The organism is Bacillus sp. YKCMOAS1 (assembly GCF_030268125.1).
Classification (GTDB): domain Bacteria; phylum Bacillota; class Bacilli; order Bacillales; family Bacillaceae; genus Bacillus; species Bacillus safensis.
Window position 1 is genome coordinate 17,430 of sequence record NZ_BSEI01000001.1, and the last position, 16,710, is coordinate 34,139.

General features: G+C 41.5%; 20 protein-coding genes. 1 reads left to right on the plus strand and 19 read right to left on the minus strand.

The annotated features are described in order from the left end of the window. Positions 1-11: 11 nt before the first annotated feature. Genes QSJ46_RS00135 through QSJ46_RS00150 form a run of 4 tightly spaced genes read right to left on the minus strand, consistent with a single transcriptional unit; the run spans position 12 to position 5,564 of the window. A complete protein-coding gene (locus QSJ46_RS00135) occupies positions 12-680 on the minus strand; it encodes a LysM peptidoglycan-binding domain-containing protein (protein WP_058838044.1) in 669 nt (222 codons plus the stop codon). Then, the gene (locus QSJ46_RS00140) at positions 673-4,944 is read right to left on the minus strand and encodes a transglycosylase SLT domain-containing protein (RefSeq protein ID WP_285604122.1); all 4,272 of its coding nucleotides are present in this window, start codon (positions 4,942-4,944) and stop codon (positions 673-675) included. The genes QSJ46_RS00135 and QSJ46_RS00140 overlap by 8 nt, the downstream gene beginning before the upstream one ends. Next, entirely contained in the window at positions 4,945-5,082 is a 138-nt protein-coding gene (locus QSJ46_RS00145) for a hypothetical protein (protein WP_095285871.1), read from the minus strand. A gap of 41 nt (positions 5,083-5,123) precedes the next feature. Then, a complete protein-coding gene (locus tag QSJ46_RS00150; protein ID WP_039180982.1) occupies positions 5,124-5,564 on the minus strand; it encodes a phage tail assembly chaperone in 441 nt (146 codons plus the stop codon). 185 nt (positions 5,565-5,749) lie between these two features. Here QSJ46_RS00150 and QSJ46_RS00155 point away from each other — a divergent pair, with 185 nt between their 5' ends. Further along, positions 5,750-5,806 (plus strand): putative holin-like toxin, encoded by a 57-nt coding sequence (locus QSJ46_RS00155; protein ID WP_231730857.1) that lies wholly within the window; start codon positions 5,750-5,752, stop codon positions 5,804-5,806. 275 nt (positions 5,807-6,081) lie between these two features. On the opposite strand, the gene QSJ46_RS00160 is transcribed toward QSJ46_RS00155, so the two are convergent. From QSJ46_RS00160 to QSJ46_RS00230, 15 genes are all read right to left on the minus strand, one after another. Beyond that, positions 6,082-6,525: a phage tail tube protein gene (locus QSJ46_RS00160; RefSeq protein ID WP_024423257.1), complete on the minus strand. Its 444-nt coding sequence runs from the start codon at positions 6,523-6,525 to the stop codon at positions 6,082-6,084. A 1-nt stretch (position 6,526) separates the two neighbouring features. Then, a complete protein-coding gene (locus QSJ46_RS00165) occupies positions 6,527-7,873 on the minus strand; it encodes a phage tail sheath family protein (RefSeq protein WP_285604123.1) in 1,347 nt (448 codons plus the stop codon). A 3-nt stretch (positions 7,874-7,876) separates the two neighbouring features. Next, entirely contained in the window at positions 7,877-8,089 is a 213-nt protein-coding gene (locus QSJ46_RS00170) for a YqzN/YkzM domain-containing protein (protein ID WP_285604124.1), read from the minus strand. Further along, a complete protein-coding gene (locus tag QSJ46_RS00175; RefSeq protein ID WP_285604125.1) occupies positions 8,076-8,531 on the minus strand; it encodes a phage tail terminator family protein in 456 nt (151 codons plus the stop codon). Before QSJ46_RS00175 ends, QSJ46_RS00170 begins: the two co-directional genes overlap by 14 nt. A gap of 4 nt (positions 8,532-8,535) precedes the next feature. Continuing rightward, the gene (locus QSJ46_RS00180; protein WP_285604126.1) at positions 8,536-9,033 is read right to left on the minus strand and encodes an HK97 gp10 family phage protein; all 498 of its coding nucleotides are present in this window, start codon (positions 9,031-9,033) and stop codon (positions 8,536-8,538) included. Beyond that, positions 9,030-9,386 (minus strand): YqbH/XkdH family protein, encoded by a 357-nt coding sequence (locus QSJ46_RS00185; RefSeq protein ID WP_285604127.1) that lies wholly within the window; start codon positions 9,384-9,386, stop codon positions 9,030-9,032. Before QSJ46_RS00185 ends, QSJ46_RS00180 begins: the two co-directional genes overlap by 4 nt. Continuing rightward, positions 9,383-9,766: a protein YqbG gene (yqbG, locus tag QSJ46_RS00190; protein ID WP_039181000.1), complete on the minus strand. Its 384-nt coding sequence runs from the start codon at positions 9,764-9,766 to the stop codon at positions 9,383-9,385. Before yqbG ends, QSJ46_RS00185 begins: the two co-directional genes overlap by 4 nt. Before the next feature lie 13 nt (positions 9,767-9,779). Continuing rightward, positions 9,780-10,703, minus strand: coding sequence for a phage major capsid protein (locus tag QSJ46_RS00195; protein WP_224929371.1), 924 nt, complete (start codon positions 10,701-10,703; stop codon positions 9,780-9,782). 22 nt (positions 10,704-10,725) lie between these two features. Beyond that, a complete protein-coding gene (locus QSJ46_RS00200; protein WP_047203981.1) occupies positions 10,726-11,814 on the minus strand; it encodes an XkdF-like putative serine protease domain-containing protein in 1,089 nt (362 codons plus the stop codon). 38 nt (positions 11,815-11,852) lie between these two features. Beyond that, the gene (locus QSJ46_RS00205) at positions 11,853-13,310 is read right to left on the minus strand and encodes a phage portal protein (protein ID WP_107163136.1); all 1,458 of its coding nucleotides are present in this window, start codon (positions 13,308-13,310) and stop codon (positions 11,853-11,855) included. Continuing rightward, positions 13,307-14,608, minus strand: a complete 1,302-nt coding sequence (locus QSJ46_RS00210) for a PBSX family phage terminase large subunit (RefSeq protein WP_224929938.1) — start codon at positions 14,606-14,608, stop codon at positions 13,307-13,309. Before QSJ46_RS00210 ends, QSJ46_RS00205 begins: the two co-directional genes overlap by 4 nt. A gap of 8 nt (positions 14,609-14,616) precedes the next feature. After that, the gene (gene terS / locus QSJ46_RS00215; RefSeq protein ID WP_285604128.1) at positions 14,617-15,261 is read right to left on the minus strand and encodes a phage terminase small subunit; all 645 of its coding nucleotides are present in this window, start codon (positions 15,259-15,261) and stop codon (positions 14,617-14,619) included. Positions 15,262-15,412: 151 nt separating this feature from the next. Then, positions 15,413-15,931, minus strand: a complete 519-nt coding sequence (locus QSJ46_RS00220) for a sigma-70 family RNA polymerase sigma factor (protein ID WP_039181011.1) — start codon at positions 15,929-15,931, stop codon at positions 15,413-15,415. A gap of 126 nt (positions 15,932-16,057) precedes the next feature. Further along, positions 16,058-16,210, minus strand: a complete 153-nt coding sequence (locus tag QSJ46_RS00225) for an XtrA/YqaO family protein (protein ID WP_371412189.1) — start codon at positions 16,208-16,210, stop codon at positions 16,058-16,060. Positions 16,211-16,260: 50 nt separating this feature from the next. Next, entirely contained in the window at positions 16,261-16,662 is a 402-nt protein-coding gene (locus tag QSJ46_RS00230) for a RusA family crossover junction endodeoxyribonuclease (RefSeq protein ID WP_041088550.1), read from the minus strand. Between the last annotated feature and the right edge of the window lie 48 nt (positions 16,663-16,710).

A 16,710-nucleotide genomic window follows, 5' to 3' on the forward strand; every position in this document is an offset into this window, starting at 1 on the left:
TGCCAGCCCCCCTATTGTGGTATTTTTAACCTTTGTCCAGGGAAAATCCAATGCCCCGGCTGCTTAATATTACGTCTGCTACGTTTAATCATCGCTAATTTATTGGCATTCCAAATACGCCGCCATTTTGTACTGTCGCCATAAAACCTGCCAGAAATGGCCCATAGCGTATCCCCTTTTTTGACGGTGTACATTTTTGGTGGTGTTTTTGAAGGCCGTTTCTTTTTCGTTTGTTTTGCTTTTTTCTTTCGTTTGATTTTCCTAGGCGATGCGGTTTTATATTCTTTTAACTCGATCGTAAATTCACGATCTCCAATATCATATGACCCTTCCTTGTGGGTGAAGCTTTCAATGCTGCACGTCATGTTGATTTTTGTCCCAGTTACAATCAATCGCACGGATTTCTTAGAACGCATCATTCGTTCAATTTTCGCAATTGCATTCTCTGGTGATGGAATGCCTTTATATTCAGCAATCGGCGAATATTTCTTAGGAAATAATGAGGTGAATGATACTTGTTTAGCCGATGGTACGTCAATAAAAGTCAGTTCTCCAAAAGAGGCAACCTTCACTGTTTCATTTTGTACGTTATTTGTGATTTCGAGTTCGGATGGAAGGACAGGGAATCGCAACTTGTCCTTTCCTTGGGAAATCCACAATTGATATACTGATTTACCCATCGATCACGACCCCCTTCGTTCCTGTATGAAGCTCTACTTCCAGTTCATCTACAAGCATTTGTTTAATTTTTTCGACTAGCGATTGCTGATCTTGTCCATTATGGAAATGCTGATCGCCATTGAATTGAATTGTAATTTGTTTATTACCTGACGATGTTGTACTGCCAGCAGACTGAGCTGAGGTGACTTGCTGCATCTGTGCTTCTGGTAAAGGAGCAGATGCATTTGATGGATCATATACTTGCATCCCAAGTGCCTTGGCTGCCTGAGTCAATAAATACCTTCCGCGAATGCCTCTTTCCTCGGGAATAATCCATTCACGTTTATTTCCTTCACCGACTCTAGCCACTTGCTCTTGAGTAATCAATCCACCATTTGCGTAGCCTTTATAAGGACCGCCTCTTCTCATACTTCGTAATCCCGGCGTATTGAAGACTGTTCCATATCTGCCCTTAATGTAGTTAATGGCTGCTACGGCATTATGAATTGGGTTCCAAATGTCATTCATGCCCTTGCCTTTATTGGCGTTAAACGTCGTTCCAATGGTTTGCATTAAGCCTTTAGAAGGTGTTCCCTTTTTGGCGTTGGAATCCCATAAGTTGATCGCTCTCGGATTTCCACGTGACTCATGCTGCGCGATGGTCATCAGACCTGGAAGCCAGCTCATAGATGTGCCAGTTGCCATGATGGCCGCCATGAGCCATTGTTTAATATTAAGCCCTGAAGCTCCCATACCGCTGAAGGCACCGATTAATGAACCAGCCTGATTTTCAGCAAACTTTTTCACATCAACTGAGTCGAGCCCTTTGACGACACCAATTGATGCAAATTTCCCAAGACTCATCATGACGCGTGAAGGGGAATGAATGTCTAATTCCTCTCTAAACGCCTGTTCTACTTTCTTCGCCATTTCTTTGGCCGCTTGCGTGACTTCGCTTCCTTTGGAACGCATACCGCTGTTAAAGGCGTCAATCATTCCAGATCCCCAGCCTGGTGATTCTTGTTTTGCTTGCAGGAATGGTTGTTTGATGTGTTGATCTACGTATTGGCTCGTGCCAATTGATGTGGCATTTTGGCCTGCTGCAAAACCACTAACCGTTCCAGAACCCCAAGTTGGTGATGCGGTCATGACTTGTTGGTATGGTGTTTTTACACGACTTTGCAAGAAGCTGGCTGTACCTGTTGGTGTCATCTGCTGACCATTTGCAAAGGCTGAAACCGATTGTTGACCATACTTTCCTGAGTCTGATGTCAATTGACCAAAAGGCTGCTGAATATTCTTTTGTTTCCATTGATCAAGGGAGATTACTTTACGATTTAACCCTTGTTCAAAATCGTCATTAAATTGCTCGCCAATGCTAGAGGCCTGAATGTCCCCAGTCATCGAGACCGATCCGTCTATTGAACCGACAGAAGATGATGCAGCTACTGCTGTAGGAGCAGGGGAGCTTGACACTGAATTTCCTGCCGCTCCGCTCGGTACAACAGACATTCCAAATTGAGAAGCGGCCTGTGCCAGCAGCATCTTTCCGCGTCCTCGGTTATTTTGAGTTGGAATAACAAATTCGTTACCTGCTTCACCGACCCATGATAAGGTTGGCTGGGTGATATAGCCGCCTGTGGCGTTATTTGCTGCTTTCTCAGACGATTTCAAACCTGTTTTTTCTTCACCTTTTTTAATAAAGATATTAAGAAGATTCCCACCAATATTTTTAGCCGTATCAAATACATTTCCTACAACGCCAAAGATACCTTCCCATGTTTTCTTTAAAGTATCAGCATGCTTTTTCAAAGGATTAAATACTTTCTCTTGGAACCATGAACTCACTTTTTTCCAGATACCCTTGATCGTTTCCCATGCTTCATTAAATTTTTCCCAAACGAATTCAATTGCTGGCTTGGCATATTTTTGATAGGGTTGCCATACATTTTCATCAAACCAAGTTGAAACTTTCTCCCAGGTAGTTTTAATCCAGTTCCATGTATTTTGAAACAAATTCCACACAAATGTAATGGCTGGCAGGGCATATGTCTTAAACGGCGTCCAAACGTATTCATTAAACCACTCAGAGAATGCCCCCCATTTCTCTTGAATCCAGTTCCATGTATTTTGAAACAGATTCCATATAAACATAATTGCAGGTATTGCATATGTTTTAAAGGGCGTCCAAACGTATTCATTAAACCACTCAGAAAAAACACCCCATGTCTCCTGAATCCAGTTCCATGTTTCAACAAATTTATTCCATACCCAGCCAATTGCTTCAATCGCATATTGACCGAATGGGTCCCAAACATTTGTTAAAAACCATTCAGAGAATACACCCCATGTTTCCTGAATCCAATTCCATGTGTCAACAAGTTTATTCCATACCCAGCCAATTGCTTCTACTGCATATTGGCCAAATGGTTCCCAAACATAATCCATGAACCATTTAGATGCTACTGCCCAAATATTTTTGATAATTGTCCAAGCAACATCAAATACACCAACTACAAAATTGATAATCGGGACTGAAAAATTATAAATAGGCAGCCAAACTTTTTCCATGAACCAAGAAGAAAGCTGTCCCCATTTTTCAGTGATCCAATTCCATGTCTCACCGAAGAACGATGTAATAGGAATTAAAACATTATTATTGATCCAGCTCGAAACTTTGTTCCAGATATCTTTAATCCACTTAACTGCATTTTCAGCACCTTTGACAATGTCATCCCATTTTTTCTTCAAGGTTCCATCATCAAACATTTTACCGATCCATTTCCCTAAGCTTTCGCCTAAAATACTACCTAAGATTCCACCAATTGCTGTGCCAATACCTGGTGCAATCATTGTTCCTATCGCGGCACCACCCATACCACCAGCGACGCCCCCGCCGAATCCTCCTACTTTTTCGCCTACATTTTCTTTTGTTGTGCCGATTAATTCTGTTGCACTAAGCAAAGGCCCAAGTATGGGTACTTTTTTTAATAGCTTACCTGCTCCTTTACCTAAATTTTTAAATGTATCTCCTAAGCCTTTTAACTTATCGGTATCTTTGAACATCCCAGCGAGTCCGGCGATAGCCATAACACCTGGAATTTTTTTGGTTAGACCACCTAATTTAGTTGGAGGCTTTCTATTCTTTTCCACCCTTGAAGTTCCTGTTGGATTATTCGGTTGGTTTTTGGGTCCATTTCTATTATCTGTTCGGGCAGTTCCCGTTGGATTTAAACCTTTTGCACAGCAAGAACAGCAGCTTACTCTAAATAGACCTTTTTCATTTTGCGTTTGGTCTGAGTTCTGGTTACCCGGTTGCCCTGATGATGAAGCATTATCATTAGATCCACCCGAGTCATTCGTTTGATTTTTTGGACCAAGGACCCAATCTAATCCTTTGTTAACCCATTTATCTAAATACTCCTCAGGATTGATTTTAATCTTCTCACTAATTCGTCCGATCACTTCTTGCTTGTATTCGTCGATTTTTGTTTCAATCCAAGGTAGCGCCTTCTCATCCCAAAATTTTCTAGGACTCAATTTTTCCTTCAGTTTATCGGTAACGTCACCTGCATATTTTTCAATTTCTTTTATTGCTTTGTTTTTCAAATTTCCCAACCAGCTCTGTTTGTTTTCATTCGTTTTTGTAGCAGCTATTTCATTAGGTTGCTTTTTTACTTTCTTTTCTTTCACAACAGACTCTGCCTGATCTCGTTTTTTCAACTTACTTTTTGCATTGTCTTGAACAGACACTCTGATTTCGTGTTTGGACATCGTCAAGCTTTTGAGTGTCTTTTTGATTCGTTGAATTGCTGCGGTGGCTTGGTCAACCATGTTTAATCTCATATAGTACGTTCTGTTGATGAGCTGAAGGATTGATTTTTTGATTGATGATATTTTACCTGATAATTGATCGTTCAATTTAAACGTCATCATAATGGGACTTCTCCCCACTTGTCTCAAACGATCTATGCTGGTTTTAATGACATCCAGTCCCTTTGCTTGAATGGATATGACCATATGATTCGGTAACATATTTAACTGATTTTTCAATAATTTTAGATCACGATAGATTCCCTGATCCAGCGTCATGGAAACAGCTGAAATTTTCCGGAGCGATAAAGTGAGATTTCTCAGCTTCTTTTCATCCATTTCTAGGCTTATTTTCATCGGTTTTCTAAATGGTTTGAGCTGCTTCTCAAACGTTTGAAACCGTTTTTGAATGCGTAATAGCTTTTTCGACACCCGGTCTTCTAATTCAAATCGCGCTGTAAGTTTCGCCATTTACTTACCTCCTTTCTTTGCTTCTTTTTCTAACATGTCTAGTTTGTAGCTGATCAGTCCGAAAAGGAACGCTTTGAATGGTCTTGGTGATTCGTATAAATCAAGGAGTTCAGATGGGGAGTAGTGAAGTTCGTGCATCGCGTAATATAAAAACACGGCTTCTTTATCCCCATCTTTTATTAGTTTTTTGCTGCTTCTTCTAAATCTTCAATTTCATCTTCGAATCCGTTGATTTCGATTGCTTTGTTTAACCAGTTCGCATATTCACCGCCGACTGACAGGACACGTTTTGCTACTTCAACTGGATCTTGTGTGCTGTAGGCTTCTCTTAATTCCTTTGAACGGAAATCTGGGTAAATCGTCGATTCAATTGCAATACGTGCGTAGAAGCGCTGGCTGTCTAAGTCTTTCACACGTCCTCTGCCTTTGATATTTTTGAAGGTTGTGTTTTCTTTTTCCAGTTCATCAATACGTTCAGTTGTAATAGCTTTAAAGACAAAAGGAATGACATTCCCTTTTTTATCAACAAAACGCTTAGAAATCGGTACTTTGACTTCTTCCGCTTCTACTGTTTGTCCTGGCATAAAAAATGAAAGATCAAATGTTTGTTTTTCACTCATGTTTAAAAACTCCCTTTGTTATGTTTTTTTGAATGCAAAAAAGCACATCCATTTTTTGAATGTGCTTTCCAATCTTTTCATGTATAATTTTAATTGTACAATTGAATGGCTTGCTCAAGGGCGTCTGGCTCATCCCCGATAGGAAGGGGGTGATGCATATGTCAACATTTGAAGCGATTTCCCTCATGTTTTTATTCGGGATGTTTATCCTTACTTTGTTGACGTATATAAACAAAAAATAGACTCCCCTTGAGCTTTGGACGGTTAAAGGGAAGTCTATCCTAAAAACTATCTAAATTGATTAGCCAGCCCCTTTGAGGGCCTCATTGTACATTGCCGGGATGTTAGAGCATCCTGGCTTTTTTTATTGTATGCAAATGGCTTTGCATGTAAACATATTTTAATGAATCGAATACAAGACGTTACCAGACGAAATTAAGACGGCTGTATTACAACTGCATTATAGCATATTCAGTTTTTATTTTGCTAATTAATTAGCTGATTTCCTCCACTTTTCTTAGAAAGTATTCTTCAGCTTCTCAGGAAGATCAAAGTCTTCAAACGTGAAAGGAACTTCTTCTTCAAGCGCCTCTGAATCAACATCCAATCCAGCGATTTTAGCTGAATCAAAGTTGACATCAAATAATGTCACACGCTCAGTGCCACGGCCTGATGATTTATCGTCAATGACAGCTTGAAGAGTGAAATATGGATCTTCTCCTTTTTTCACGTAATTGAGCATCAATTGAACGAAACGGGACGTAACTTTATAGAAGGTTGCCGTTCCTGTTCCGTTTGCTCCCGTTGTTTTATGACCAGTCATTCGGCGGCCCATGACGTTCACTTCTGATTTGTTTTTCTCCACGTTTGCTTCGAAGGTTTTGATAAATGCAAGCTCCTCACCTTCTAAGAAAAGACGACCTTCTTTACCTGAAATAGTATTTTGTGCTTTAAAAGCCATCTTACTTCACCTCCACATTGAAATAGAATTTTTCTGCTGCATCTACTGGTTGAACCGCTAAATCGATGATAAATCCATCACGATCTTCATTGAGGCCGATCACGATATCTGTTTCTGAGTTAAAGCCTGTAATGCCGCTGCCATCTTGAAGCTGTGTGAGATACTGGGTAATCAGTGTTTTCACAAGCTGCACACCATCATCTGATGCTGGAATGTCATTGCCATTGGCTTTGCGTAATTTGATCAGATTTTTTAATTCGAAAGTTAAATCATTGTTGATCGCATCAAGCACACGAATGATTTTGTTTTTCGCCATTTGCTGGTTCTTTTCAGTTGTGAAGCTTGTCAAGGAGTTAATATCTTTTTCAACACTCACAGTACGATCTCTCGCATCAAAGGTGAAAATAAACTCCCCTTGTGATAATCGGTATTCTACTTGATCATTGTCAAGGCGTTCTAATGTATCGACTGCTCCTTCGTATTCAACAAAGGTGAGTGACTGATTGAAGTTTGCTCCGGCACTTGCACCTGCGACCCATGCTGTTGTTTGAGCAGGTGTTATTTCTGTTCCATCTTCGAGTACAACACCGCTTGTCACATTGATGATTCCTTCTTGGTCAGCTGCGTAATTAGCCACAACCCCTTGCACCTTACGTCCTTGCTTATCACGTAAACGCTCGATAAATGAAGCGAAGGTTGCTTTTAATTGCTCACTATTATCGACTGGAAGGGCAATGACATCGAAGTATTCTGTTTCTGCTGCTTCTAGGAAAGCTGTATAATCTGCAACACTTGCTACGCCGTTTTTCCCGCCGCTTAGTGCCACACCAGCTGTGATGACTGCTTCACCTTCACCAGAAAATTGAACGAAATTGTTTTTCACAAGGTCTTTGACATCGGTAACGACCTGTTTATCCACAATATCTGTTCCAAGATAAGTGATAACATCGCGTTTTGTGCTATCAAGTACATTTTCTGCAACTTGTACTGTAATCTCATTTCCTTTTTGGCCGCCATAATTTGCTGTGACCACAAAGTTTTCAGCAATTTCAGCTTTAGCCGGCTCCCCTTCATTTAAGCGGTAAAGCAAAACCGTTTGCGCTTTTTTCTTCGCTTCACGGAAAAGAAGAAGTGACTTATCATCAATGTTAAGTCCAACCTTCTTATTTAAGTCTTCCATATTGGAAACGGAAATAAAGGTTTTTGGTTCTCCCCAGCTCATCACAAGAGGAAGTGCCACCGTACCTCGGTCACCTAAAGTAATTCGCTGCTCTGCTGTTGTTTTAAAATTAAAGTAAATGCCAGGACGCTTTTTCTCTGTACCTGGTGTAAATGTGCCTCCGTTCATCCTTTAAACCTCCTTGGACAAAAAAGCATCAATGCGCTTTTTCGCTTCTGTTTTTGTAATTGGTTGATGTTTGATATAAAAAAGAGCACCTTCAAGGATTTCTGGTTTGACCCCAAAAAGATCCTTGCTGTGCTCCTTTAAGGCTTCAAATGAAAAGCCAAATTCTTTTTCTTCGCCTGCTGTTTGAGCGGGCTGAGCATTTTTAGTCTTGCTCACGTTTGATCACCCCATCTGAAAAGTTGATATCTTCAAGGCTTGCCTGTTTGTCCCGGTTGTACCAATAGCTACTATCCCATGTCAGGACAATCGCTGCTACGCCTTGATCTATCTTTCTTGTTTCCACTCTTTTTATGCGGACATAATCATCAAGCACCTCTCCGTCTTCACTCATCATCTGAATGATTTGACGATCAGCAAGCAATGCATCAACGATTGTTTCTGCCGCATCATGTGCTTTTTCTGTATCAATATGAAAGACTTTCACTTGCAGCGAATAAGATTTCATAAAGGTAGAAACCGTATCTGGACCACTGATCACTGTAACAGGCGGCACATAAACGGATGGCACTTGAAAGCGTTCTGGCAAAAGACGATCATACATTGTCACAGGAAAGTGTGTGTAGATATAATGCATGATTGCCCCGACTTCTTGATTCATTCCATCACCTCCCAAAATGTCGATCGAACCAGCTTTGCAGCTTTCGATCCAGCGACTGTTCAAACATTTGCTCATAGAGCATGACAGCATGATCCCAGTAGCCATTGCCTTCAACCCATTGAGAGGCAAGCATCATTCCTGTACTTGCATTCGGATCATATTCAAAGCGGCTGCCAGTCCATCTGCCAGGCACCCATCTTCGCTCTCCACTTGAAGAAGTGGCATGTCCGTCATTAACATAGGAGGCATATTCAAGCTGCGTTCCCACTTCAAGTGTGAGGCCGCCTTTTGAAATGAGAAAATGATTCTCCTTGTCGCCTTGTGTAAAGGATCTTAGAAGCCGTCCTGTATCAACAGCATTCTCCTTGATTAATTCATCCTGAATGATGTCTAAAAACTGCAGGCCCATGTCGTCCAGCCAATCTTGATATTCTGCCTTTAAACCGCCACCACACGCTGTCTGCAGTTGTGAAATCAGCCGGTCAAGTCCATCAATTTTCATAGATTTTCCTCCCTGACTGCCATCACTTCGATGTGATGATTTTTCACTTTTTTAGGCTGCTGTAATTTGAGTGACACGCCATTCCACACCATTTTGTCATGCAAGCGAATATCACTTCCTAAAGGAAAATGGACAAGATAGGATTGATAAATGACTGTATTCGGCTCTTCTTGCACAAGTGACTGGTTCTTTTCTATGACATAACAAGCTAGATCGGTCAGGCTGGGAGCGTCGGGATAGGAAAGTGTCATTTGTAAATCATCAGCTGGAATTCCAAATTTCCCGCGGGCAGACTCCTTCTGTTCAAGGTGAAAAAGATCACAGCGATCTGTTAATAGAGATTGATAGCTCATAATGATCTCACCTTTAGTTTGGCACTGCCGGCAGTTAATGTTGGTTCAATGTAATCTACTAGCAGGGCATATACATAGGGTCTGCCTTTCACTTGATCAGCTGCCTTCGCATATGAATAATCACCCATTTTCTCTGACGTAAAGCCTTTCATCATAGATTCGTCATCATTCAGCATGGCAAAATATTGGGCCATTTTTAATAATGCGATTCTTGCTTTTTCAGGGAGGGGCTGATATTTTTCGCTTGAGAAATCGTGACCTACGATCTGAAACACCGCAGCTTCTGCTTCGATAATATCTGCTGTCAGTCTTTCTACAGATCGATTTTTCACACGATCAAATACAGAATAGGCCTGCAGTTCTTCAGCAGAAATGATCATGGTCTGCCGTCACCTACTCTTTCACTTTCATCACTTTTGCTACAGCATCCTCTTCCTCAAATTTGCTGTCTAGCTTCGCTGTGAGGACAATAATAAATTTACGGCTGCGAATATCTTTTTCTACTTCAATTCGAATATTTCGAGAGAAACCTACGATAATATTTTTAGGATGTGTCAGCAAAATATCTGATACATCTGTTCCCGCTTCGTCATATGGCTGCATATTGGCAAGACCTTTGACCGGCACACCGAATGCAGAAGAAAGTCCGCCTTGAATAGCCGCATCTCCAAGGCCCGTCTGACGGTTTGCTACTTGATCCTTCCATTCAACTTCTAAGCTTGGGGATGTGTAGAAACGGAAATCCTGAGGTACACGTAAATATTTTGACGGCATTGCTTTATAAGCTTGCTTAAACAATTGGCGGCTAATTTCCGACCCATTTGCGTCTACAATATGAGATACCGCTTGTTTTCTCACACCATCCATTTGAGCTAGAAATGGATCTGCTGAAGTCGTATCGCCATTGACGATGAGCTCTTCAATGTCAACGGCTGCTCGTTCAGCGAGCATTTGCATAATCGTCTGCTGAATGCCGTCTTTCTCAATATTGTTTTCAATGCTGTCGTAGGTCATGTGGATCTCTGCGATGACCTCTTTCGCATTTAGCTGGACAGTGCTTGTCGCTGGGACAACACGGTCTTTCGCATCAAGCGCTTTGCCTTCTTCTGCTGGGCGCAAAATACGCTGGCCAAAGCCGATTTTTTCGATTTTTTGTGAATCACTTTCCATTGGAATGATACGTGCATCATTTAAAACGGTTGGTGTATTTTGCATCATTCTAATGAATGTGTTGGATTGGGTTGCGTTCATGAGACCGCCGGTTTTTAAGCTGGCAAGTGTCATTTCGGCCTTGCGAATCAAATCTTGATTTCTCACACTGTTTCCTCCTTATTTAGGCTTATAGTAAGCCATCCCATATGGGCTTTGTACTGTCGTTTTGTGTATCGTGGATTGTTTGTTTTGACATGCCGCGCGCTTTTTCAAGCATGTGAATCCGCTCTGAAATAGGCAAAAGCTGCTGCTGAAGTACTTGCTCAAGCGCTGCTTTTTCTCTGCTGGCTGATTTCTCTAAAGAAGAAAGCTGATGACGAATCGGTGCAACGACTTGCTCAAGCACCTTTTGGACAGGTTCCTCCCCAGTTTGATCTGTTTCCTGCTGTTCAGCATGCTGTAAGACGTTTTCGATGGCCATTTTTGCTTTTTCAAGCTCTCGTACTTGCTCCGTCGTCAAAGCGGTGTCTTGTTTTTGTACGGAGGCTGGCCTTTCACCAATCGTTTGAATCACATCTTCTGTCTTCAAAATCTCCTGCACGATTGGCAGCAATTGCTCAAGCGCTGCTCTTACCCCCGCCTCATCACCATCACTTGACTGTAAGGTTTCCAGCAGATGGTCTAAAACGCTCCAAAATTGTTGTGACATGTTTGCACCTTCCTCTTTCAAAAAGAAATTTTTCAGCAAAGAAAAAAGCCCTCTCTCATTCGTGCTTTGAGATAGGAGCTGATCTTGTTCTTCGATTGCTACGATGTCCGCCGTTCCTGCCATTGAATATCCTGTAATGTGGCCTTTCTGAATTTGATCCCAAATCTCTTGAGAAGCCTTTGTTACAAGCACCCAAGATCCTTTTCGAATCAGCTCACCGCCTACTTCAAAATCAGCTGGTGCAATGTATGATTCAACCACTTCGCCAACACCATGTTGAAAATCATGCTGCTTGTCAATGTGACGGGCATCTTTCATAAAACCATGTGCTGCTCTTTCAATTTCTTTGGCAGACATAAAGTCTTGGTGTGCATCAGGTGTATTCGGTTCATACACGACACCATACACAAGGCGATGAGCATCTTCTGCCTTTGTCAGCACACTCACCTCTTTTTGAAAGTCAGGCTGGCTTTTCTTTGCCTTCATCAAAAAGAATTTCTTTTTGTTTGCGGCTCTGTCCACGTAGGAAACATGCGTAATTTTTGCGTTTTTTAATTCTCTTGGCATATGTTCACCCCCTTTCAAAAAAGCACACGCGCTTCGGTTTATTCTTTCAACTGATCTGGCTCTCGTTGAGGCTGTTGTTCAGCTGATGTCATGCTGCTTTCTAAAGGTCTGTGATAGAGATCCTCCGGCCATTCCTCTAACGTTTTCCCAAGGATACGTCCCGCGAGATCTCGCAAATCGTTTGGTGACACTGCCCCAGCCTGAATAAATGGTGTCAGAACCTTGGCAATCTCTAATGGGTCTCTAAAGTCAGGACCATTTAATAGGAAACGGACATGCCAAATATCAAGATCCGGCAGGAAAAGGGTATTGAGTTTCCCTGTGATGAGATGCCGTTCAGGCTGAAATACCTGTTCTTCTGTTGTTTTCCGCGCCGTATCGGCTGTCGCTTTGTTATAGTCTTGAGACTCACCTGTGTAAATAGGCGGCAATCGAAAAGCAGAGCGGATTTTGTTTCTTGTTTTTTCATCGTATTCTAAAAAGAGGGCATCTTCTTGCAAGATCTCTGCTAGGGATTTGAAGTTCACTTTGACATTTGAGACATCTTCTTCTCCAGTTAATCCTTTTTCCGTCGGGAGACCTTCGACTTCAAGCAATAGAAACTTATGTGCATGATCAGAGCCTTCAATATCGTCCATATAATCTTGAAGCTGCTGATAGGAAGACTCAGACAGCATTCCATTTTCGACAATGAGGGCACCAGGTACATGCCGCCCTTGTTTAAAATAAAGGTAGTTCAGCTCTTCTGCCTTGCGTGCCCCATACATATTGACGATGTTGCCAATCCAGCGGGGAATCCCATACGTTCCACTGCCGATTTTAAAATGAATCACTTCTGTTGCGCGAAGCGGCTCTGGGGTGGTGTCATCGTATTTGCCTGTTTCACAATGTAAAATGCGCGGATCGCCGTACTCCTTGAAGAAGACTTTCTTTTCATTGATCACCTGCACATATTTACGGAATCGCTTCTTTCGATTCATTGTTTTCAATTCGCCGTTTTCTGTATACCGAAATTCGACGTCGACTGGCTCACTCAGCTTGCAAATGCGGATATGGAGCGCATCTAAATACTCAATTCCTGCCGGCTTTCCCTGGCCATCTCGGAGAACTTCTAAAAAACCATTCCCCGTTTTCTCCCGGTCTTCGATGACATAGCCAAGCACCACATCAGCAGACTCATCATAGTTCATGTATTTCGTAAACTCTTCAAGTCTTGTCCATTCCTTCTCTGCCGCCTTCTTTTTTGCCGGTTTCACGCCTTCTGCATTAAAGTCAAAGGCATATTCTATACCAAATCCAAAGCCTAAAATATTGGTCTTATACGCATCAATACATTGCTGAAGAATGGTTGAATATTCTGCCATGCTTTTTAATTCATTGATATTGTAAGGCGGGGGAACAATGTCATCCTTTTCGTAGGAAAATTCATCTGCATACATTTGTTTTGTATGATCAGACATGTTTGCCTTCATAATGGTTGCTTTCAATTGTTTCATTGTATGGACCTCCTCTCTCTGTTTGGACGGACACGCTCCGAGGCAGTCTGTTTCAAATCTGTCACTTCATAATCATCCAGCGCATACCAGATGGCTGATAATGTGTGTGGATCGATTTGAAATTCATCTTCCTCTAGACGTCCATCCTTATCTGCCTTATAGGTTAGTGATTGAAGTTCATAGATGGTATATGGACATGCATCAGAACAAATAATTTTCTTAAACCGTTTGATCTTTTTTGTATACTGTAAACGTGAGCCTTGGAACTTATGTGCCGCCACCATTTGAAAGCCGCGCTGCCGAAAATAGTGAATGGTTTTAGGTTCGGCTGCATCGGCTTTAATCAGTTCTTTTGATTCAGTGAACTCTTTCAAGTCAAGGGCTGTTTCATCATCTGTTTTCCCGCGGTCGTAATATTCCCAATAAATATATAAGTACTTTTTTTCATGATCGACAGCTAGTCGAATGAGCGCATTGTATGATTCAACAAATCCAAAATCCATGCCTGCTCGTTTCAGCGGTCTGTCAATCTGCTGAATGGCTTCTAATACATCAGAATGGCTTCTCACCTCAAACTGAGGAAAAACCTTTGTGCCATTAATGCCGAAATATCCCTTCCTCGCAATGCGATAAAGGTCTGGGTCATACTCTTTCAGCTCATCCAGCTGCTTCACGTAGCTTTTAGGAAGGAATAGATTATCTTCTGCCGTGGAGTGATGATAGTACGTATCCTTGATAACAACAGTTCGCTTTTTGTATAAGGTTTCATCATCTAAAACAAAACGCTTCAGCTGTTCATCTCGAAAAAAATGTCGGTACGTCCAATTATCCTGACCAACAGGATTGGTCGATAACATCATATAAAGCGGTAAGGATGGATGCCTTAGCCTTCCAAGTAGCTCTTTAAAGCCTTCATAAGAAACCTCTGAACATTCCTCAATCCAAATGATCGAGATGTTGTTGATTGATTTCAATTTTTCAGGTTTGTCCAGCCCTTTAAATAAGATGCTGCTGCCGTTTCGAAACGTCAGTGCAAGCGGCGAACTTCGGCACTTCACCACATGGTCGATGCCGAGGTCGCTGACGATCTCTTGTAATAAAGAAAAGGTTGATTCGCGGTGCGTATCATACACTTCTCGAATGACAAGTGCTGTCCGCTTTTCTTCCAGCAGCTTTAAGACGAGTTTTAAAGCAATGTGATAGCTTTTAGAGGAGCCATAGCCTCCAACTAAAAATTGAAACTTTTGATTCCAATCGAATAGAAAGTGTTCAAAGTGAGGATTGACTTCTTTTTCAATCAATGGCGTCATGAGTCGTCCTCTTTTCGCTTGATCATGATTTGAAGATCTTCCTCTTTTTCTTCACGCACTGCTTTTTTTGTTTTTTCGATCGTCAGTTCAATTTGTTTCAGCCTTAATCTTCGTTCATCCTTCGCATGTGCGAGCTCTTCAAACTGTTTTATTAAACGCCTGAGTTCACCCATAGCACGGGATTGTGCATTTAAAAACGTCGCATGCCGATCCCATGAAAATTGAAACGAATATTCTTCTGAGGTGATGTCTAGTTCTGGCTGAATGCCTTCTCCTGTTTCTTCTAATGAAGAAGGCATGTATGCCGCCTTTTTCAACTCTTTGATCATGTCCTCTTGATCTGCTACATACATGATTCGTTGCGCCCGAATAATGGCTGCATATTGAATTTGAATTTGATCCCAGATTAAATCAAGCGATGTGCGTCCATCCATTCTCTCCATGATCTCAATCGTTTCATCTGAAAGAAATTGATTGAAGATCGAGTGTGCTTGCTTTGACGAAGTTTTTTGTCTTTGCCATCCGTATCGCCTTTTCCACGATTTGACGGTATGGATCGAGACATTGTAATGATCAGCAATTTGCTGGTACGTCATCCCCTTCATATAATCCCGCTTGGCCTCTATCCGTTTATCTTTCATTTACATTCACCTGCCGCCTCCTTTTAATTCGAATGATTCCCTTTGAAGGAATCATTTGTGTAGGGCTAGCAAACATTCGTTTGGTCTTTCTAACTATAGGTGGCAACTGTAAGACAAGCTTTAGCTGATTTATTTTGGATAGAAAAAACGCCTATTCAGCAGCTCTGAATAGGCGTTCTTGTACTTTTTTGGACATCTTCGTCCGCGCTCTTTCCATATGTTTTTGCACAGTTCCTTTTTTGACATCCAGCATGACCGCAATCTCGCTAAACGATAATCCTTGTGTTGTGTGCATAAAGAATACGTCCTTTTCTCGATCTGTTAAAACAGACAAAGCTTCATCAATTCGTTTTTTGTCTCTCTCACTGACTTCTCTTTCTTTCTCTTGAATAAGGGTATATTCATGTGATAAAGCCTCTAACACTTCTGGATTTGCAAGAATGGTGCGCTGATAGACTGAACGTCTGTCTAACCCTCTGCGCGCACCTGGCTCTCTTCCGATTTGTAGCCATTCTACTACGTATTCTAGATCGCTCACCATACTGGCGATCATTTTTTTATCATGCTTGTCTTGAACGGACAGCTGATGTTCTTCTTTTTCTTTAAATGGTTCATATTGTTTTCTAGCATTTTTTAATGCTCTTTTATATTCAATGAGTAAATCTTGCATAATGGCTCTCTCCCTTTTTTAAGAAAATAAAAAACGGACACCAATCAGGTCCCCTTTAGCAGGGTCTTGATCAGTGTCCGCAGGCTTTCCGTCTTGGACGTATTATGATTTGATGTGTTTAGTCTGTTAGCTGATTTTAAAACCAATCTCGTGGTCTACTCTTGCAAAATGACCTTTTGCCGTTTGAATAATGGTTTTTCCATGTTCAGGTACATCCATTTGATAAGCCGTTCCTACATTTCCATCTAACACGATGACTTGAATTTTTCCTTTTTCCATCTCACCGACAAATGTTTGGTTATCTTGAATGAATAGTTGTTTTGGCTCGTTCATATGCTTGTCTCCTTTTTTGGTGATGGCCTCGTGCCACCACCTACCGTATTGATAATGATTTCAACTCTTTCACACATACTATAAAACTGGGAAACTCTTAAATCGACAATCTGCAGAGGGACTTGATCGGCTATAGAATGAAGTGCTTCTTGAATATGCTGTAGACTTGGCTGTAAGATGCTGACGTGTATCGGGCGTATCAACCCTTTTTCTGCGTATGTACGCTTTTTTTGGCAGTCAGCAATGTCAAGCGGCATGTGATCAAATAAACGAATTTCAAGTGATAGTGCGCCTTCTAATTTTTGCGGGCATTGTACTTTTGCAGCTGATCGTATTCTTTTCATCAATGTCTCTTTTGTTAACAAATGTTCATGTTCAATGATTAAATGGATGACCATGTTATGATCTCCCGTCATCCTCTGCCCACTGGCGGATGTCTTGTTCGT